Source organism: Kitasatospora sp. MY 5-36 (assembly GCF_001182915.1).
GTDB lineage: Bacteria > Actinomycetota > Actinomycetes > Streptomycetales > Streptomycetaceae > Kitasatospora.
In genome coordinates this window covers 1-14,973 of sequence record NZ_LFVW01000261.1, presented here as the reverse complement: position 1 = coordinate 14,973, position 14,973 = coordinate 1, and the positions used below count along the sequence as shown (strand labels likewise).

At 74.1% G+C, this 14,973-nt stretch carries 18 protein-coding genes; 9 read left to right on the top strand and 9 right to left on the bottom strand.

Annotated elements, in window-relative coordinates; all coding sequences use genetic code 11:
• Nucleotides 1-273 precede the first annotated feature (273 nt).
• Nucleotides 274-558: a hypothetical protein gene (locus tag AE652_RS18650; protein ID WP_049652912.1), complete on the top strand. Its 285-nt coding sequence runs from the start codon at nucleotides 274-276 to the stop codon at nucleotides 556-558.
• A gap of 69 nt (nucleotides 559-627) precedes the next feature.
• Here the strand turns inward: AE652_RS18650 and AE652_RS18645 are convergent, their stop codons facing one another.
• The gene (locus tag AE652_RS18645; protein WP_049652910.1) at nucleotides 628-1,056 is read right to left on the bottom strand and encodes a VOC family protein; all 429 of its coding nucleotides are present in this window, start codon (nucleotides 1,054-1,056) and stop codon (nucleotides 628-630) included.
• Between the two features lie 81 nt (nucleotides 1,057-1,137).
• On the opposite strand from AE652_RS18645, the gene AE652_RS18640 reads away from it, so the two are divergent.
• Nucleotides 1,138-1,635: a MarR family winged helix-turn-helix transcriptional regulator gene (locus AE652_RS18640; RefSeq protein WP_049652908.1), complete on the top strand. Its 498-nt coding sequence runs from the start codon at nucleotides 1,138-1,140 to the stop codon at nucleotides 1,633-1,635.
• A gap of 22 nt (nucleotides 1,636-1,657) precedes the next feature.
• Here AE652_RS18640 and AE652_RS18635 read toward each other — a convergent pair whose 3' ends face one another.
• Nucleotides 1,658-2,284 carry a C40 family peptidase gene (locus AE652_RS18635; RefSeq protein WP_159028479.1) on the bottom strand — a complete coding sequence of 209 codons (627 nt, stop codon included), beginning with the start codon at nucleotides 2,282-2,284 and terminating at the stop codon, nucleotides 1,658-1,660.
• A gap of 228 nt (nucleotides 2,285-2,512) precedes the next feature.
• Between AE652_RS18635 and AE652_RS18630 the strand changes: the two genes are divergently transcribed.
• The 3 genes from AE652_RS18630 (at nucleotide 2,513) to AE652_RS18620 (ending at nucleotide 5,072) form a co-directional block, all read left to right on the top strand.
• Complete coding sequence (locus tag AE652_RS18630; protein WP_049652920.1) at nucleotides 2,513-2,920, top strand: RidA family protein; 408 nt, start codon at nucleotides 2,513-2,515, stop codon at nucleotides 2,918-2,920.
• 125 nt (nucleotides 2,921-3,045) lie between these two features.
• Nucleotides 3,046-3,777, top strand: a complete 732-nt coding sequence (locus AE652_RS18625) for a hypothetical protein (RefSeq protein ID WP_049652905.1) — start codon at nucleotides 3,046-3,048, stop codon at nucleotides 3,775-3,777.
• Nucleotides 3,774-5,072, top strand: a complete 1,299-nt coding sequence (locus AE652_RS18620; RefSeq protein ID WP_063780186.1) for a nucleotidyl transferase AbiEii/AbiGii toxin family protein — start codon at nucleotides 3,774-3,776, stop codon at nucleotides 5,070-5,072. Before AE652_RS18625 ends, AE652_RS18620 begins: the two co-directional genes overlap by 4 nt.
• Before the next feature lie 153 nt (nucleotides 5,073-5,225).
• Here the strand turns inward: AE652_RS18620 and AE652_RS18615 are convergent, their stop codons facing one another.
• Together AE652_RS18615 and AE652_RS18610 are read right to left on the bottom strand one after the other, a co-directional pair.
• Nucleotides 5,226-6,521, bottom strand: a complete 1,296-nt coding sequence (locus AE652_RS18615; RefSeq protein WP_049652902.1) for a hypothetical protein — start codon at nucleotides 6,519-6,521, stop codon at nucleotides 5,226-5,228.
• Nucleotides 6,522-6,587: 66 nt separating this feature from the next.
• Nucleotides 6,588-7,946 (bottom strand): hypothetical protein, encoded by a 1,359-nt coding sequence (locus tag AE652_RS18610; protein WP_049652900.1) that lies wholly within the window; start codon nucleotides 7,944-7,946, stop codon nucleotides 6,588-6,590.
• Nucleotides 7,947-8,098: 152 nt separating this feature from the next.
• Between AE652_RS18610 and AE652_RS18605 the strand changes: the two genes are divergently transcribed.
• Nucleotides 8,099-8,290 carry a hypothetical protein gene (locus tag AE652_RS18605; protein WP_049652898.1) on the top strand — a complete coding sequence of 64 codons (192 nt, stop codon included), beginning with the start codon at nucleotides 8,099-8,101 and terminating at the stop codon, nucleotides 8,288-8,290.
• Nucleotides 8,291-8,330: 40 nt separating this feature from the next.
• On the opposite strand, the gene AE652_RS18600 is transcribed toward AE652_RS18605, so the two are convergent.
• The 3 genes from AE652_RS18600 to AE652_RS18590 all read right to left on the bottom strand — a co-directional run bounded on the left by AE652_RS18600 (nucleotide 8,331) and on the right by AE652_RS18590 (nucleotide 10,363).
• Nucleotides 8,331-8,963 (bottom strand): peptidase inhibitor family I36 protein, encoded by a 633-nt coding sequence (locus AE652_RS18600; protein WP_107086477.1) that lies wholly within the window; start codon nucleotides 8,961-8,963, stop codon nucleotides 8,331-8,333.
• Nucleotides 8,964-9,124: 161 nt separating this feature from the next.
• Nucleotides 9,125-9,919 carry a DUF4389 domain-containing protein gene (locus tag AE652_RS18595; protein ID WP_234348433.1) on the bottom strand — a complete coding sequence of 265 codons (795 nt, stop codon included), beginning with the start codon at nucleotides 9,917-9,919 and terminating at the stop codon, nucleotides 9,125-9,127.
• Nucleotides 9,920-10,120: 201 nt separating this feature from the next.
• Nucleotides 10,121-10,363, bottom strand: coding sequence for a hypothetical protein (locus tag AE652_RS18590; protein WP_159028478.1), 243 nt, complete (start codon nucleotides 10,361-10,363; stop codon nucleotides 10,121-10,123).
• Nucleotides 10,364-10,392: 29 nt separating this feature from the next.
• On the opposite strand from AE652_RS18590, the gene AE652_RS18585 reads away from it, so the two are divergent.
• Nucleotides 10,393-10,791 carry a hypothetical protein gene (locus AE652_RS18585; RefSeq protein ID WP_234348432.1) on the top strand — a complete coding sequence of 133 codons (399 nt, stop codon included), beginning with the start codon at nucleotides 10,393-10,395 and terminating at the stop codon, nucleotides 10,789-10,791.
• Nucleotides 10,792-10,867: 76 nt separating this feature from the next.
• Here AE652_RS18585 and AE652_RS18580 read toward each other — a convergent pair whose 3' ends face one another.
• Nucleotides 10,868-11,350, bottom strand: a complete 483-nt coding sequence (locus AE652_RS18580) for a DUF6882 domain-containing protein (protein ID WP_049652893.1) — start codon at nucleotides 11,348-11,350, stop codon at nucleotides 10,868-10,870.
• 268 nt (nucleotides 11,351-11,618) lie between these two features.
• On the opposite strand from AE652_RS18580, the gene AE652_RS18575 reads away from it, so the two are divergent.
• Nucleotides 11,619-12,983, top strand: coding sequence for a M14 family metallopeptidase (locus AE652_RS18575; protein WP_049652892.1), 1,365 nt, complete (start codon nucleotides 11,619-11,621; stop codon nucleotides 12,981-12,983).
• A 156-nt stretch (nucleotides 12,984-13,139) separates the two neighbouring features.
• Here the strand turns inward: AE652_RS18575 and AE652_RS18570 are convergent, their stop codons facing one another.
• Nucleotides 13,140-13,991, bottom strand: a complete 852-nt coding sequence (locus AE652_RS18570) for an alpha/beta fold hydrolase (protein ID WP_049652889.1) — start codon at nucleotides 13,989-13,991, stop codon at nucleotides 13,140-13,142.
• Nucleotides 13,992-14,301: 310 nt separating this feature from the next.
• Between AE652_RS18570 and AE652_RS18565 the strand changes: the two genes are divergently transcribed.
• Nucleotides 14,302-14,973: hypothetical protein (locus AE652_RS18565; protein ID WP_199823107.1), on the top strand; the 672-nt coding region annotated here is incomplete at its 3' end.

The following is a 14,973-nucleotide window of genomic DNA, read 5'->3' as shown; positions in this document are numbered from 1 at the left end:
CGCTGGTGGCGGCGTGCGACGCGGAGCTGTGGCCGGAGGGCGCCTCGGGGCGGCCGGAGAGCTGATCGCCGGGGCGGCGGCCGGGAACGGGGAGGTGGCGGCCGTGATCGAGGGGGTGGCGGCCGTCGGCTCCGTCGGCCGCCGCGCCGGTGGCGTACGTACGACTAGTGCGGTGCACGGTGTGTCGGCCGGGCCGCGGGTGGCGGCCGCCCGTCGAATGGGCCGGGCGGCCGAGTCCACCGCCGCTGTCCCCACCCGTCCGGAGGTACCCCGATGCGCATTCCCCGCGGCCTCGCCGCTCCCGTCCTGGCCGGCTCGCTCGCCCTTGCCGGGGCGGTGGCCGCCACCCCGGCCGGCTCGGCCGAGCTGCGGCCGCTGCCCAGCCCCGCCGTCCAGTACTGCGCCGCCGTACTCGGGCACGTCCCGGGCGCCGATGCCGCTTCGCAGGCCCTCGGGCGGGCCTGCTCCTCGGACTACCGGGCCGAGCAACTCGCCCAGGCCGAACGTGACTTCGCGGCATCCGGGCCGGCAGACCAGCCCTCGCTGCCGATGGAGTAGGCCGGGCCGGGACGTTCCGTCGAACGACCCGCGCCGCTGGAGTCCGAGGCCCTGCGCGGCGCGGGCCGGTCAGTAGGACTGGAGCTCGACCAGGCGGCCGTCCGGGTCGCGCAGATGGGCGCTGCGCAGGGTGGGGCCCCACTCCGGGCGGTCGGTCGCGGGTGCGACCGGGGTGCCGCCGTGGCGCAGGCAGAGGTCGAGGGCGGCGTCCACATCGGCCACCCGCAGGACCAGAATCGCGGCGTCCTGCGCGAGAGCGGCGGGCACGGTGGGTGCGCTGGTGTGCCCGGGCGGCTCGGCGGTGGCGAGAGCGGCGGCCATCGCGGAGCGGTCGAAGAGGGCGAGCAGGGCCTGGTCGGCGAGGTCCCAGTTGGCGTACGGGCCCTCGGGCGAGCCCTTGACCAGGGTGGCACCGGTGAGCGGCGGGAGGACGGCGCGGTAGAAGCCGAAGCACTCGGCGAAGCGGGTGGCGAGCAGGCGGGGGTACAGGGCGTCCACGGGCGAACTCCTGGCAAGGGGGCGGCGGTTCCGAATCAGTGGGTCGGCACCCACTATAGGGACGGACCCTAGACTGTCGCCATGGCCTCCGAGAATCCCCAGCACGCCACCGAGAACCCCCAGTCCGCCGCCGGGCTCCCCCCGACCCTGCTGGACCTCACCACCTACCTGCTCTCCCGGGTCGGCAAGGCGGCGCGTGGCCGGTTCGCCGAGCGGCTGGCCGAACGCGGCCTGAGGCTCTGGGACATGGCGGTGCTGGCCGCGCTTGCCGACTTCGGCCCGCAGGCCCAGCGGGACCTGGTGCGGCGGCTGGCCATCGACCCGAGCGACCTGGCCAAGGTCGCCGACCAGCTCGCCGCCGCCGGGTACGTCGAGCGTGCCAGGGACCAGGCCGACCGGCGGCGGGTCTCGGTCTCCGTCACCGACGCCGGACGGGCGCTGCTCGCCGAACTCGACGCCCAGGCGCGGGCGGTGCGGGACGAGGTGCTCGCGCCGCTGGACGCGGGGGAGCGGCGGACGCTGCAGGAGCTGCTGCTGCGGGTGCACCACGGGATGGGGGAGCGGCGTGGCGGCCCGTGAACAGCCGGGCGGCTTGACCGGCTCAGGAGGTGGGCTGCCCCGGGCGGCGGGCACCGGCGAACTCGCCCGCCCAGCGCGGGACGTCGAGCACGTTCTCGACCCGGGCGACCAGGGTGCCGGTCCGCTCGGCGTGGATCATCGCGCCCTCGCCGACGTGGATCCCGACGTGGTGCAGGGGGGCGTCGGGGCGGGAGAAGAAGAGCAGGTCGCCCGGGGCGAGCGCGTCGCGCTCCACCGGGGCGCTGAGGTTGAACTGGGCGACGGTGTAGTGCCCGAGCTCGACGGTGCCGTGGCTGGCCCGGTACCAGCAGTAGAGCGACAGGCCGCTGCAGTCGAAGCCGACCGTCTTCTCGCCCATGCACACGCCGTTCAACCAGCCATTGTCCTCGTCGCAGAAGCCGAGGCTCGCGCCCAGCCGGTCGCCGCCACCCCAGGCGTACGGCACGCCGAGCTGGCTCGCGGCCACGGCGGCGACCCGGCGGCCCAGCGCTGCGGCCGGCAGCGACCCGGCCGTCTCCGGCGGGGTGTCGGACGCCGCCTGGGCCGCCGGACCGAGCGCCGGGACGAGGCCCGCCCCGAGCGCGAGTCCGAGCATGCGGCGCCGACGGACTCCGGAAGCCTGGTCGCGGCCGGACGGTTGGGGCTCCATGGCGGTGCCTCCCGGGGCTGGAGGTGGATGAGCGCCCGGGGGCGTGGTCCCCGGGCGCAGGCACCAGGATGGCGCTCCGGCGGGCCGGTCCGCCATCCCCCGCAACGGTGAATCGTGGACGCAGGAGGCCCGGAACGGAAGGGAGTTCACCGGTTAAATGGTTTGACGGTCGCTCAGGAGAGGCCAACGATGGGCGCGAACGTTCGGTCGGGACCGTCGGAGGACCACATGAGCAGCGCCGTCAAACTGATCCGCACCACGCGGCTGACCAGGGCGGTGGACTACGCCTACGCGGCGGAGGTCGACGCCCCGGTCCGCTCGCTCTGGCTGGCCGGGGCCTGCCCGCTCGACGAGGAGGGGCGGACGGTCGCCGTCGGCGACTTCGAGGCCCAGGCCCACCAGGTGATGCGGAACCTGATAACCGTGCTGGAGGAGTCCGGCGCCTCCCTCACCGACATCGCCCGGACGACCGTCTACGTGGCCTCCGCCGACCAGGCGGACCTGGTGAAGGTGTGGAACGTCTACCGCGCCTACATGGGGGAGCACGATGCCCCGAGCACGCTGCTCGGCGTCGCGGTGCTGGGGTACCACGACCAGCTGGTGGAGGTGGAGGCCGTGGCCGTCCTGCCCTCCTGAGACGTCCTCATCCGACCGGAGCCGGCGGGGCCGACGGGCCCCGACCGGGCGTCCCCGCGGAGGGGCGCCGCGGTGGCACCGGGGCGCCCGCGGGATTGTCGTAGCGGCTTGGCAGGATGCTCCCCATGCTCGTGACCCGTTCCGACCAGCGCCGTGACGACCGGCCAGCGCCTCCCGACGTCCGGGGCGACTTCGAGGTCCACCTGACGGTGGAGCCCGGAGCCGCCGAGGCGCTGGCCGCCTGGGCCGAGGGCCATGGCGTGAAGTTCACCCACATCCTGCTGGCCCGCGGTGCGGCGCCGTCGCAGCCGATGCTCACCCTGCGCGCCGACGGCACGCTGGAGGAGGTCGCCGCGGTGACGTCCCGGACGGCCGACGGGCTGGCCCGGGCCGGGTTCAGCGTCCTGCGGGCGAAGATCGAGGCCGCGCCGTGGGCAGACGGCGTCCCGGCCTCGGACGAGGACGCCGTGCCGCACGGAGCCGGCCGGTACTTCGAACACCACGTCAAGCTGCTGCTCCCGGGCCCGGTGCCCGAGGCGGAGCACGCGCGCCTCGCCACCCTCACCGAGCTGGCCGTCCGGCACGGTGCGCACCTGTCGCGCAATCCGCGCCGGGTGCGCGCGGACGGCCGGTACGAGTGGTTCGTGACCCAGCGGTGCCGCTCGGTGGGCCTGGACACCGCTGGCCGCCGGCTGGAGGCGCTGCTGCGGGACCTCGCCGCCGACGGCCGCGAGGTGGTGTCCGTGGAGCGCGAGTTCGTCGTCGTGGACAGCCACGAGGACCTGGACGCGGGATGGATCAGCGAGCACGGGCACGGCGCCCGGCCGTACGGAGACGGAGAAGGAGAGCAGGGATGACCGAGGGCAAGCCCCCGTCGCCGGTGGCGTGGGAGGAACTGCAGTGGGGACCGTGGCAGGGCGTGGTGCTGCCCAAGCGGCCGCCGTCGGAGGACGTCCGTGAGGACCGGGACCTGCCCAGGACCATCCGGCCGGTCGACGACGAGGCGGTCAGCCAGCAGCCGGTCTTCGACCCCGCCCTCGCCGGGTACGCCCGGGCCCTCCGGCCCAGCGAGCCGGCCTTCGCCGACCCGCGGCTCGCCGAACGCTGGCTCGCCGCGCGGCGCGAGGCGCTGGCCACCGTGCTCTCCGCCGTCGCCGACTCGCCGTGGGCCGATCACCTGGTGCTGCGCGGCAGCGTCCTGCTGCGCGCCTGGTACGGCGAGCAGGCACGGGAGCCGGGCGACCTCGACTTCGTGGTCCGCCCGACGGACTGGGAGCTGGCCGACGAGCGCACTGGCCGGATGTTCCGGGAGCTCGCCGCCGGCGCCGAACGGCTCTCGGGCACCGTGCGGGTGCACGCCGACCAGGCGGTCAGCGACGAGATCTGGACCTACGACCGGGTGCCCGGGCGCCGGCTCGTCCTGCCGTGGACGGCCCCGGGCGTTCCGGGCGGGTCGGTCCAGCTCGACTTCGTTTTCACCGAGCACCTGCCCGTCCCGCCGCAGCCCTACCTGCTCCCCGGCGTCACCGGCCCGCTGCTCGGCGCCACGCCCGAGCTCTCCCTCGCCTGGAAGATCCTCTGGCTCGTCTCGGACATCCACCCGCAGGGCAAGGACCTGTACGACGCGGTCCTGCTCTCGCGCACCGCCGAGGTCCCCTACGAGCTGCTCCGGGAGGTCTTCACCCAGCCCGACCCGAACTGCCTGTACTGGCCGGTCTTCCCGGAGCAGATCACCGGACTCGACGTCGACTGGGACGAATTCGCCAAGGACTACCCGCAGTTCGCCGACCACGGCGAGGAGTACCCCGCGCAGCTCCTCACCCGGCTCCACCCGACCTTCGCCGACCACGGCGAGTACGCGCTGCGCGCCCGCTGGCTCGCCCCGCTGACCGAGGAGCTGCGGCAGACGCTGGCGGACGCCGGCATGGACGAGGTCCAGCGGCGGATGTCCGGACGCCGCATGCTCCCGGACAACACCCTGGTGATCACCAGTGAACTACTCGGCGGGGACCTCGACGGCGCCCACCGCATCGTCTCCGGCCACCTCGGCAGCCAGGTGGACCGGATGACCCACCAGCTCGCGGAGGCCGCCGACCGCTACGCCGCCGAACTCTCCGACGGCCACGGGACGGGAGGCGGTTCCGACAGCTGACACTCCGCCGCCACCGCCGCCTGACACCGCGCCGAGCCGTACGACCGACCGTCAGGACAGGCCGCCCGGCCGTCGGGGCCGCCGCACGGGAAGCGGCCCCGGTACGGCCGGTGCTGCGGCACGGCCTGTCCGGCGGCGCGGCCCGCTCCGCGGTCAGTCGATGTAGCCGGCCGTGCGGTAGCCGCCGCGGGCGGTGCGGTCCACCTCGTCGGCGCCCCAGGTGTGCGGCACGGCCAGCTTCCAGCGGGCGCGCAGGACGGCGTGCTCCTCGCGGTTCCTGGTCACGTACCACTGCCCCATGCGGCACCAGGCCAGCGGCTCGTCGGCCTCCGTGGCCACCGCCCGCACCAGCTGCGCCGCGTGCCGGGCCACCTCGCCCTCCAGCGCCTCCAGGTACTGGTTCATCCGGTAGGTGGCCTGGTCGCCGTGCTGGAACATGGCGTACTCGGAGCCGCCCGCCATGTGCAGCCGGCCGTGCTCCATGGCCACCTTGCCGCTGCGCACCACCTCGCCCTCCTGGGCCGTCCCGGCGATCCCGGCGTTGAGCCGGTCCAGCAGCTTGGCCTTCTCGGGGGTGGCCTCCGGGATCTGGCCGCCGCCCGTGCCGCCCTGCGCGGAGTAGACCTCGTGCAGGTCGTAGTCCCCGGTGTAGAGGTAGCGCTTCCAGTGCGGATCGGCCTTCAGCTGGGTCAGCGCCGGGCCGCCGTCCTGTGTCCGCAGGTCGATCGGCACGTACTGCTCGCCCCCGGGGCCGGTCTGCACGATGCCCAGGTCCAGAACGGACTGGGGCGGGCGGTCGATCCGGATGCCGGCCAGGCCCTGGTCGTTCCAGTGGCCGACGAAGCCGCTCAGGTCCTGGGCCTGCAGCCAGCGCAGCACCGTCGCCGGGTCGCCCTCGGCCTGCCCGGGCCCGGTGCCGTACTTCTTGCGGACGGAGGAGGGCTTGATGGACTTCTCCAGGATGGTGTGCGGCTTGGGCTTGGCGCCCTCCGCGATGCGCCGGATCGAGTGCTCCCCGGTCTCCCGCACGGCGATGGTGTACTTGTGCTTCCGGCACACCTCGGAGATGGCGGCCCAGTGGTCCTCCCACACGATGGTCCGCAGGTCGGCAGCCCGTCCGCCGGAGGCGGCCTGCCCGTCGGGCGTGGCGGCCTCGCAGATCCTCAGCACGTTGTTCTGGTCCAGCTGCACCCGGGGCCGGCGCGGGGCGGCCTGGTCGCCCGGTGCGCGCTGGAGTCCCACGGCCGCCCGGCGGTCGTCCTGTCCGATGCCGTCTCGCTGCTCCGCGATCATGCGCGCCGTCGCCGCGTTGCCGACGGTGCGCTGCAGGGCCGCGGCGCCCCGCGCGGGCGCGTCCCCTTCGGAGCGTGCTCCGGTGCCGGGGCGCCGGGCCGGGCTCGCGTCGCGCTGAGGCTGTCCGGCCTTCTGCGGCTGTTCCCTCGAGTGCATGCTGCGACCTCCTCGGTCCCCTCCGTCCCTTTATACAAGGGGAGTTCGCCGATGCCGGAGGAAAGCTCAGACGGTGCCCTCCCGGTCCGCCGCCCCGGGCCCGGAGGGCCAACCGGTCGTGCACTCCAGGACCCGGCCGTCGGCCGTGCCGACGAGCAGGCGGCCGGCCCCGGTGGCGGTGAGCGCGGTCGGGACGACGGGGACACCGGCGACGGTCAGCCGGTGGCGCCGGCGGAGGGCGCCGGTGCGGAGGTCGAGGGCCAGGAGTTCGCCGTCGCGGTAGGCGACGTGGGCGGTGTCCGGGTCGGTGTCGAGGTCGAGGGCGACGTGGTCGGTCCGGAACACCCAGCGCGGCGTGCCGTCGGTGCCCGAGCGGCGGACGACGAAGGAGCCGCCGGGCTGCAGCCCGTGGCCGCTGTAGACGGTGCCGGCGTACACCAGGTCGCCGTCGGCGGTCTCGGCGCCCGGGCCGGGGAAGTGCGTCTCCCCGGGCTCCCAGGAGAACGGGAACAGGGGCTGGGGGGCCGCCCCGTCGGGGGAGCGCACCGAGAGCACGTACGGCTCCGTCTCCCGACGGCCCGGCGGCGGGGCCTGGTTGACGTAGTCCCGGCTCCCGCGCCGGATCCGCAGGCGGTCGTGCACGTCGAGGTACGGGACGGTGCGGTGCCGGAGCAGCAGGCCGTCGGGGAGCGTGGTGCACCCGGGCTGCTCCGGGGCGTCGTCCTGGTCGCCCTCCTCGTCGTCCTCCTCGCGGGCGAGGGTGGCCAGGACCGCGCCGTCCGGTCGTTCCTCGACGGCGAGGACGTGCCGCCGGGGCTCCCAGTCCGGGCTCAGGGCGGAGAGCGCCCGGTGGGCCTCCTCGCGTCCGTCGGCCCGCGGGGCCGGGACCCGCGGGCCGGCCAGGTCGTCGAAGGTGAGCGAACGGGGCGCGGCGGTGCGCCAGTCGGGCCGACGTACGACGGCGACGTGGCCTTCGACGTGCGCTTTCCGGTCCTTCCAGTCGTCCGGCGGTGACATCAGCACGCGCAGGGCCTGGTCGTCGAGCCAGGCCAGTCCGAGGACCCTGCGGCCGAAGTCGTGCTCGATGAGCGAGGTGGTCGTGCCCGTCTCCCAGTCGAGGAGCAGCAGCTCGCCCTCGAAGAAGTAGCCGCCGTCGTACGCGCCGGTGCCGACGGCGAGCAGGGGCGCGGTGGGGTGGAAGGCCAGCGCGTGCACCGGGAAACGCGTCCGGAGCACGGCCCGGCAGCCGAGGTCCCCCGTGCCGTACACCCCCACCGTCGCGGTCCGGGCGAACGCGCGCTCGCCCGCGACGGCGAGCAGGCCGCGCGCCTCGTCGGGCACGGCGAGGACGGGGCGGCCGACCTCGGCGAACGGGCGGTCGCCGAGGACCCGGAGGACGCGGACGGGGTGGAGCGGGGAGGTCATGCGGAGATTCTCCCAGTCGGCGGCGACGGTCCGCGGACGGGTCCAGCCGAGCGGGGCGGCGGCCGCCGCAGCGTCAACGCCGATTGACGCCTACCGTGCCCAGCGGGCCGTGTTTGCAAGGAAGTTGGACGCTCCGCCCCTACCCTTGGGCCATGAAACAGCACATCGTCACGCTGGTCCTCGCGGGCCTCCTGCTCGGCATCGTCGCGTTCGGTGCCGGCTGGTTCGCGGCGGACTCCCGGCAGACCGCTCCGGCGCCGACCTACATCACGGTCACGCCGGAGCCGGTCGCCACCGGCGCGGTCTCGCCCCCGGCCTCGGCTGCCTCGGCAGGTAGCCGGTAGCCGGTAGTGGGCGGCCGGTGTCCGGAGGCGAGGACGGCCGCTACTGCCGGACCGCCCAGAACCGGTCGGCCATGTTGTCGTACGCGACCGACGCGGACAGCGACTCCGCCGGCTCCTTCCAGAGCATCAGCCACTGGCCGTCGCCCGGGTCGTTGTCCACGATCACCTCCAGACCGCGCGCCGTGTTCACCCAGCTGCTCGCCTGGTCGCGGAACCCGTAGTCGGTGAAGTACACGGCGGCGTCCTCGTGGAAGAGGTTGAACTGGAGCCGGCGGCCGCCCCAGTTCCGGTCGGCGTAGAAGCAGTAGTAGGACGGCTCGCTGACCGGGGTGGGGCAGTGCTTCCAGTCCGGGCTCCGGACGGTGCGGCGGCGGTGGTCGCCGCTCCACGGCGGCGCCTGCGCCTGTCCGGGCAGTGGGAGCACCAGCACCGCTCCGTCCGGGAAGGTGATCTCGTTGGCGGCGGTCTGTCGGCCGCCCTTGCCCGCGGCGAGCTGGGCGTCCACCGCCTGCTGCAGCACGTCGCGGTCGCCGTCGCTCAGGGAGGTGATGATGGCTCTCTGGTCCCCGGCCTGGCTGGGCGCGGCGGCGGCCTGCGCCCCGAGGGGAGCGACCAGGAGCACGAGGGCCCCGGCGGTACGGACGAGGAGTCGGCGGACTCGAGAGTGCGTCATATGCCAAACGTAGCCGCGCACATACCGCCGGTAACCTTGCTTTCTCGATCAGACGGCGCGTACGCGGCAGCGGTGCGCCGGTGCGTACGCGCCCCCGGATCGGGCGTGCCCGCGACCCGCTACCCGTCACCCGTCACCCGTCACCCGTCACCCGCTACCCGCTACGCCTCGCCGAGCGGCCCCCGGGGAGCACGGTCGGCGGGACCCGGCACGAGGGGCGCGGTGACGCGCTGGGTCGGGGCGGTGCTGTCGTTGTCGTCGCTGTCGTCGTCGTCCGAGGTCACCGAGGCGGTGATCGATCCCGTCAGCGAGGAGGCCAGCCCGAGGAGCAGGAAGAGGACGAGCAGGCCGCGCGCGGCACCGCCCAGGACCAGCGGGCGGGTGGCCGAGACCGGGCCCGCCGGCTCGCTGCCCGGCTCGTCGCCGAACAGGCGCTTGGGGTAGGCGGACGAGATCATCGTCAGATAGGCGGTGTAGCGCACCCGGTAGCGCAGGATCGCGGCCGTCGCCTCGTACAGCGGCCGCGGCATCCGGCCGAGGACCAGCACCACCAGCCAGAGGACGAACGACACCGTCCACCACCCCGCGTACACCAGGCCCTGCACGATCGAGGCCGGGATGACCAGGATGATTCGGAACAGCACGGCCAGCCGGTTCAGCTCGCCCGGCCGCAGCTCGACCTGCACCGGGTACTCGGGCACCTCGAACCGGAACGGCGGATAGCGGTCCACGGTGAGCATCAGGTACGCGGTGACGCGGGTGTCGTACGGGACGAACACGGTGAGGTAGTCCGCCACGAAGTCGGGCAGCCGGCCGAGCACCAGCGCGCCGAACCAGCCGACGACGGTGACGAAGAACGCCACCACCGACAGCACCCACACCACCACGAACTGGGGGATCAGCAGCAGCGCGCGCAGCAGCACCGTCCAGCGGTTCTGCGGGGCGGGCGCTGGCATGTCCAGCACCGGGAGCCACTCACGGCTGACGGGGGCGGGAGGAGCCTGCCACATCCGGGCCTCCACGGTCTCGGGACGACGGGACCCGGCCGTCGGGCGGCGACCGGGTGCCCTCCGAAGATCGCAGCCCCCCGCCCGCGGCGCGCGCCACGCTGCGCCGGACGGGGCAGCCGCAGGAGTGGCGGGATGCTCCAGCGGCTGTCAGGCGAGCTTCGCGCAGAGCGGTTCGGCGGAGCCGTGCCCGAGGGTCAGCGTCTTGTAGCCGGTGGAGCTGATGTCGATGGTGTAGACGCCGTCGACGAGATAGAGGTCGCGGGGCAGGTTGCCGCCGTTCGGGCCGCCGCCGCCCGAAGCCTCCCGCTGGGCGATCCGTGTCCCAGGCCTGTCCTCGGCCTCCGGGTGGGCGACCCCCTTGCGAGGCGCCGGTCGGGGCCATGGCAGCATGGGCCGCATGACGACAAACCGAAAGGTCCATGCCGCGTAACCGGCCAGGACGGATCCGGGCCGGCCTCCCGCGCCGGCACCGTGAGCAGAGCACCAAGACCACCATCGACGGGCTGTCCCCGCGAGTGCTGTCCGAGATCGCCCGCCTCGAGTGCACCCGCAACTACCTGGAGCCGGGCACGGTCGGCTGGGCCGTGCGCATGTGGAAGGAACACGTTCACCGGTCCGCGCGCGAGCTGTGGCACCACTACGAGCACGGCGACGTGCACGAGTACTGCTGCGGCAATCCCCTGCAGGCCCGTGCCGTCCTCGACACCGTGCTTCAGGGCATGTCCCCTCGTGGTGCCCGCGAGCTCCGGAGAGTCATCGCCCACCTCGACGGTCAGCTCGATCACCTCTCACTCCCGCCACCCCCAACATGGCCGTAAAGCGCAAGCTGGGCTCGGCGTCTGACGTCTGACCGGCCGGGGCTACCGGCCCTGGCCGGTCAGACATCTGTCGCTGTCATCCAGCGGTGGGTGCCAGGTCGTGGACCAGGAAGTGGAGTTGCACCTCGTCCATGGACTCCGCCCACAGGCCGTCGGCATCGAGCACGGCTGCCGCGACGACCCGGGCCTCGGCGACGAGTTCGGGGTGGTAGTCGAAGCCCGGCCACGGCAGGACGGGGTGGTCGTTCTCCTCGCCGAACCGCCGGACCCGCTCGATATCGCCGAGGACCGCGGGCGGGAGCGACTCGTTCGCCCATGACCACAGCCAGGACCGCTGGGCGAGGCTGACGCTGCCGATCATCGTGAGTCGGCCGGTGAGGAACACCTTCCCGGCGCGCGACCAGGTGATCCGTGCGTCGTCCATCGACCAGTCGTACTGCACGTCACCCGACAGTCCGAAGCGTTCGACCATGAGGGCCTGCCGAGTGCGGGCACGTTTGCGGGCCGCGAGCACGACCTCCTCCCAGCCGGAGTGGTCATGCTTCGAGCGGTCGTTCACTTTGTCTCCTCGCACAGAACTGTCGGCACGATCCTCCCATCCGGGCTGGTGGCCCAGGGGCGCGGGCCCCGACCTGCCCGTCCTGGCCGTTCGGCGCCGCCCCGGTGGTGACCGCAGGCGGCCTTCCGGTTCGCCCGTGCCGGCCGTCGCCGGATCGCGGGCTTTCCGATGTCTTGACGAACCCATGACACTGGCGGACCATCAAGCTGGCGCGCGCCGAACCTCCTCCACCGTTCCGCCCCCCACGGACCCCCACAGGAGGACAGTCATGCGACTGCCCCGTCGAGGGAAGCCCGCCGCGGCCACCGCCGTCCTGCTGGCCCTCGCCCTCGCCACCCCGCTCACCGCCAGTGCCGCCGACACCGGCACCCCTGTCCCGTTCACCGTCGGTGCCGCCGACAACGACGGAGTGCGGCAGTACCGGCTCGACGGCCCCCGCACCGTCGCCGAGCGCACCGCCGTCGCCGCCACCGGTGCCTCCGTCGACGCCGTCCTGCCCGACGCGGTGGTGGTCACCGCCACCCCCGCCGAGGCCGCCCGGCTGCGGACGCTCGGCTGGTCGCCCGTCGCGCTGCCCGGCCCCCGCTACGGCGACGAAGGCGACGGAGGCGGCGCGGGCCTGGCCGGGCCGGAGTACGACTTCCCGCCGGCCGACTCCGGCTACCACAACTACGCCGAGGCCACCGCCGACATCGACGCCGTCGTCGCCGCGCACCCGGACATCATGAGCAAGCGCGTCATCGGCACCTCCTACGAGGGCCGGCCGATCGTCGCGGTGAAGATCAGCGACAACGTCGGCACCGACGAGGACGAGCCCGAGGTGCTGTTCACCGCCCACCAGCACGCCCGCGAGCACCTCACCGTCGAGATGGCGCTCTACCTGCTGCACGAGTTCGGCGACAAGTACGCCACCGACAGCCGCATCGCCAACGCCGTGAACAGCCGCGAGATCTGGGTGATCCCCGACCTCAACCCGGACGGCGGCGAGTACGACATCGCCACCGGCCGCTACCGCAGCTGGCGCAAGGACCGCCAGCCGAACTCCGGCAGCAACAGCGTCGGCACCGACCTCAACCGCAACTGGAACTACAAGTGGGGCTGTTGCGGCGGCTCCTCCGGCTCCACCTCCAACGAGACCTACCGGGGCAGCGCCCCGGAGTCCGCCAAGGAGACCAAGGTGGTCGCCGACTTCGTCCGCAGCCGGGTCGTCGGCGGCAAGCAGCAGATCACCGCCGCCATCGACTTCCACACCTACAGCGAACTGGTGCTCTGGCCGTTCGGCTGGACCACCGCCGAGACCGTCCCCGGCATGACCGCCGACGAGTACAACACCTTCGCCACCATCGGCCGGGACATGGCCGGCACCAACGGCTACACCCCCGAGCAGTCCAGCGAGCTCTACATCACCGACGGCGCGATCGACGACTGGCTGTGGGGCGCCCAGCGGGTCTTCGCCTACACCTTCGAGATGTACCCCGGCCCGAACGGCAGCAGCGGCTTCTACCCGCCCGACGAGGTCATCGGCCGCGAGACCGCCCGCAACCGCGAAGCGGTCCTCCGGCTGGTGGAGACGGCCGACTGCGTCTACCGCGCGATCGGCAAGCAGCAGCAGTACTGCGGCGTCTCCGCCTGAGCACCCGCCCTCGGCACGCGCGCTCCGGGTGCCACCGCCCGGCGCCGGCTGCGGGACCACCCCGCAGCCGGCGCCGGGCCGGCCATCTCCACGACGAAACAAACCAGTTGATCGACAAGCTGGTAGCTGCGTGGCGGCTCCCCTCGCGGAACAGGCTCAGCCCCAGAACTCCCGCAGGGCGGCGTTGACGGCGGCGGGCTCCTGGGTGTGCGGGTAGTAGCCGGGCACCCGCAGGAGACGGCCGTCGAGGGAGTCCGTGAGGGACTCGGCCACGGCCACGAGGGGGAGCCCCACGTGCTCGCGGTACGCGGCCGGCGCGTGCTCCCAGGTTCCGCAGATCACCAGGACCGGCAGGGCGGCGCGCCGGATCGGCTCCAGGGGGATCCGCGCCTCCCAGACGGGCCGTTCCCCCATGGAGGTGGCGACGGCACGGAGCCGGCGCGGCGTGGGCTCGGGCATGGCCATCCCCAGGCCCTCGGTGGACGCCCGCAGGTACTGCTCCGGCGTGACGTCGTCCGGGATGCCCGGGGCGCCGTCGCGCACCCGGTCGAGGAGTGCGGCGACGACCGGGTGGTGCGCGGCGGCGGTGAAGGCGGAGGGCTGGACGAGGGCGAGGGAGCGGACGAGGTCGGGTCGGCGCGCGGCGGCGATGAGCGCGGCGACGGCGCCGTTGCCGTGCCCCACGAGGTGGGCGCCGCCGAAGCCTGCGGCGGAGGCCCCGTCGCCGAGAAGCCCCTCGATGTCCCGGGCGTCGACGTCGAAGTCGCTGCGCGCGGTGTCCGGGCTGTCGCCGTAGCCCCGGCGGTCCATCAGGAGGAGCCGCCGGCTGTCCGCGAGGGGCCGTTGCCCGGCGAACCCGTACGCGGGGTCGCTGCCCCAGGTGAAGATGTTGTGGACGAAGAGGGCGGGGACGGCCGTCGGGGTCGCCGGGGCCTCCGAAGCTGTCGGGGCGCGGCCTCCGCCGACCCGGTCGCGGTCATCCCAGACGGTCACGTGCACGGCTGCCATGGGGCATCCTCCCGAAGCCGAGGAACGTCAACTCCCGTGAGCCTAGACCTCGATCCACTGCTGGCGCCTGTGCCGGAGTGCCACGGGGCATCCTGCCGTGCGGCGCGGGGAGGCGTGCGCGTGCGCTGGGACTCGGCCAACCCGCCCGGCGTCCGGTAGATTCTGCGCCCGGTTGATCGGCACACGAAGTGGCCGGGTGCCGTGGGTTCGACGCAGGGGGCGACGGGTGCGGAGCGGGGACGGGCGCGTGGGGGGTCTGCTGGAGTGCTGGCGGGCCGTTGAGTTGTTCAGTCCGCCGCCGATTCCGGAGGTGCCGCGGAAGCGTCGGGCGGGCCGGCCTCGGGCGTCGGACGCGGTCGTCGTCGATGTGACGCCGGTGGCCGGGCAGGCGGCGGTGCTGTTGCCGTGGGCGCCGGAGCACCCGGAGACGGCGGCGCGGCGGGCGCCGCGGGGGATGGTGTGGCGGCACGAGGTGTACGGCGGGGTGTACGACCTGGAGCTGCTGCGCCAGGCGATGATCGCCGTGCTGCCGGAGGGGACCGACCCCGATCCGGGGGTGCCGGACGAGGAGTTGGTGCTGTCGGGGCGGAGCGCGATGTTCGCGCTGGTCCTGGACGAGCACGGGCGGCCGGTCGAGGACACCTCGGTGGTCTCCGCGTGCGGCTGGGCGGCGGGTCGGCTCTTCGACCCAGGGCCGTCGGTGGCCGGGTGGCTGGACGGGTTCGAGGAGTTGGGGGAGGCGTTCGAGGTCGCGGTGGGGCGGCTGACCGCCACGCCGATTCCGTACGCGCCGGGGCCCTCGCCGCTGCCGAACCCGGTGACCGTGGGGGAGGAGGCCGTCCGCGGCTGGCGGCAGCTGATCGCGGAGATCCTGGGCGGCGCGGCGGTGGCGGCGGTCGGTGCGCTGTTCGGCGAGGTCGCCGGGGCGGCGGTGCGCGGGGCGACGGAGCCGCTGGTGCGGCGCGTCGCCGACTGGTCGGCG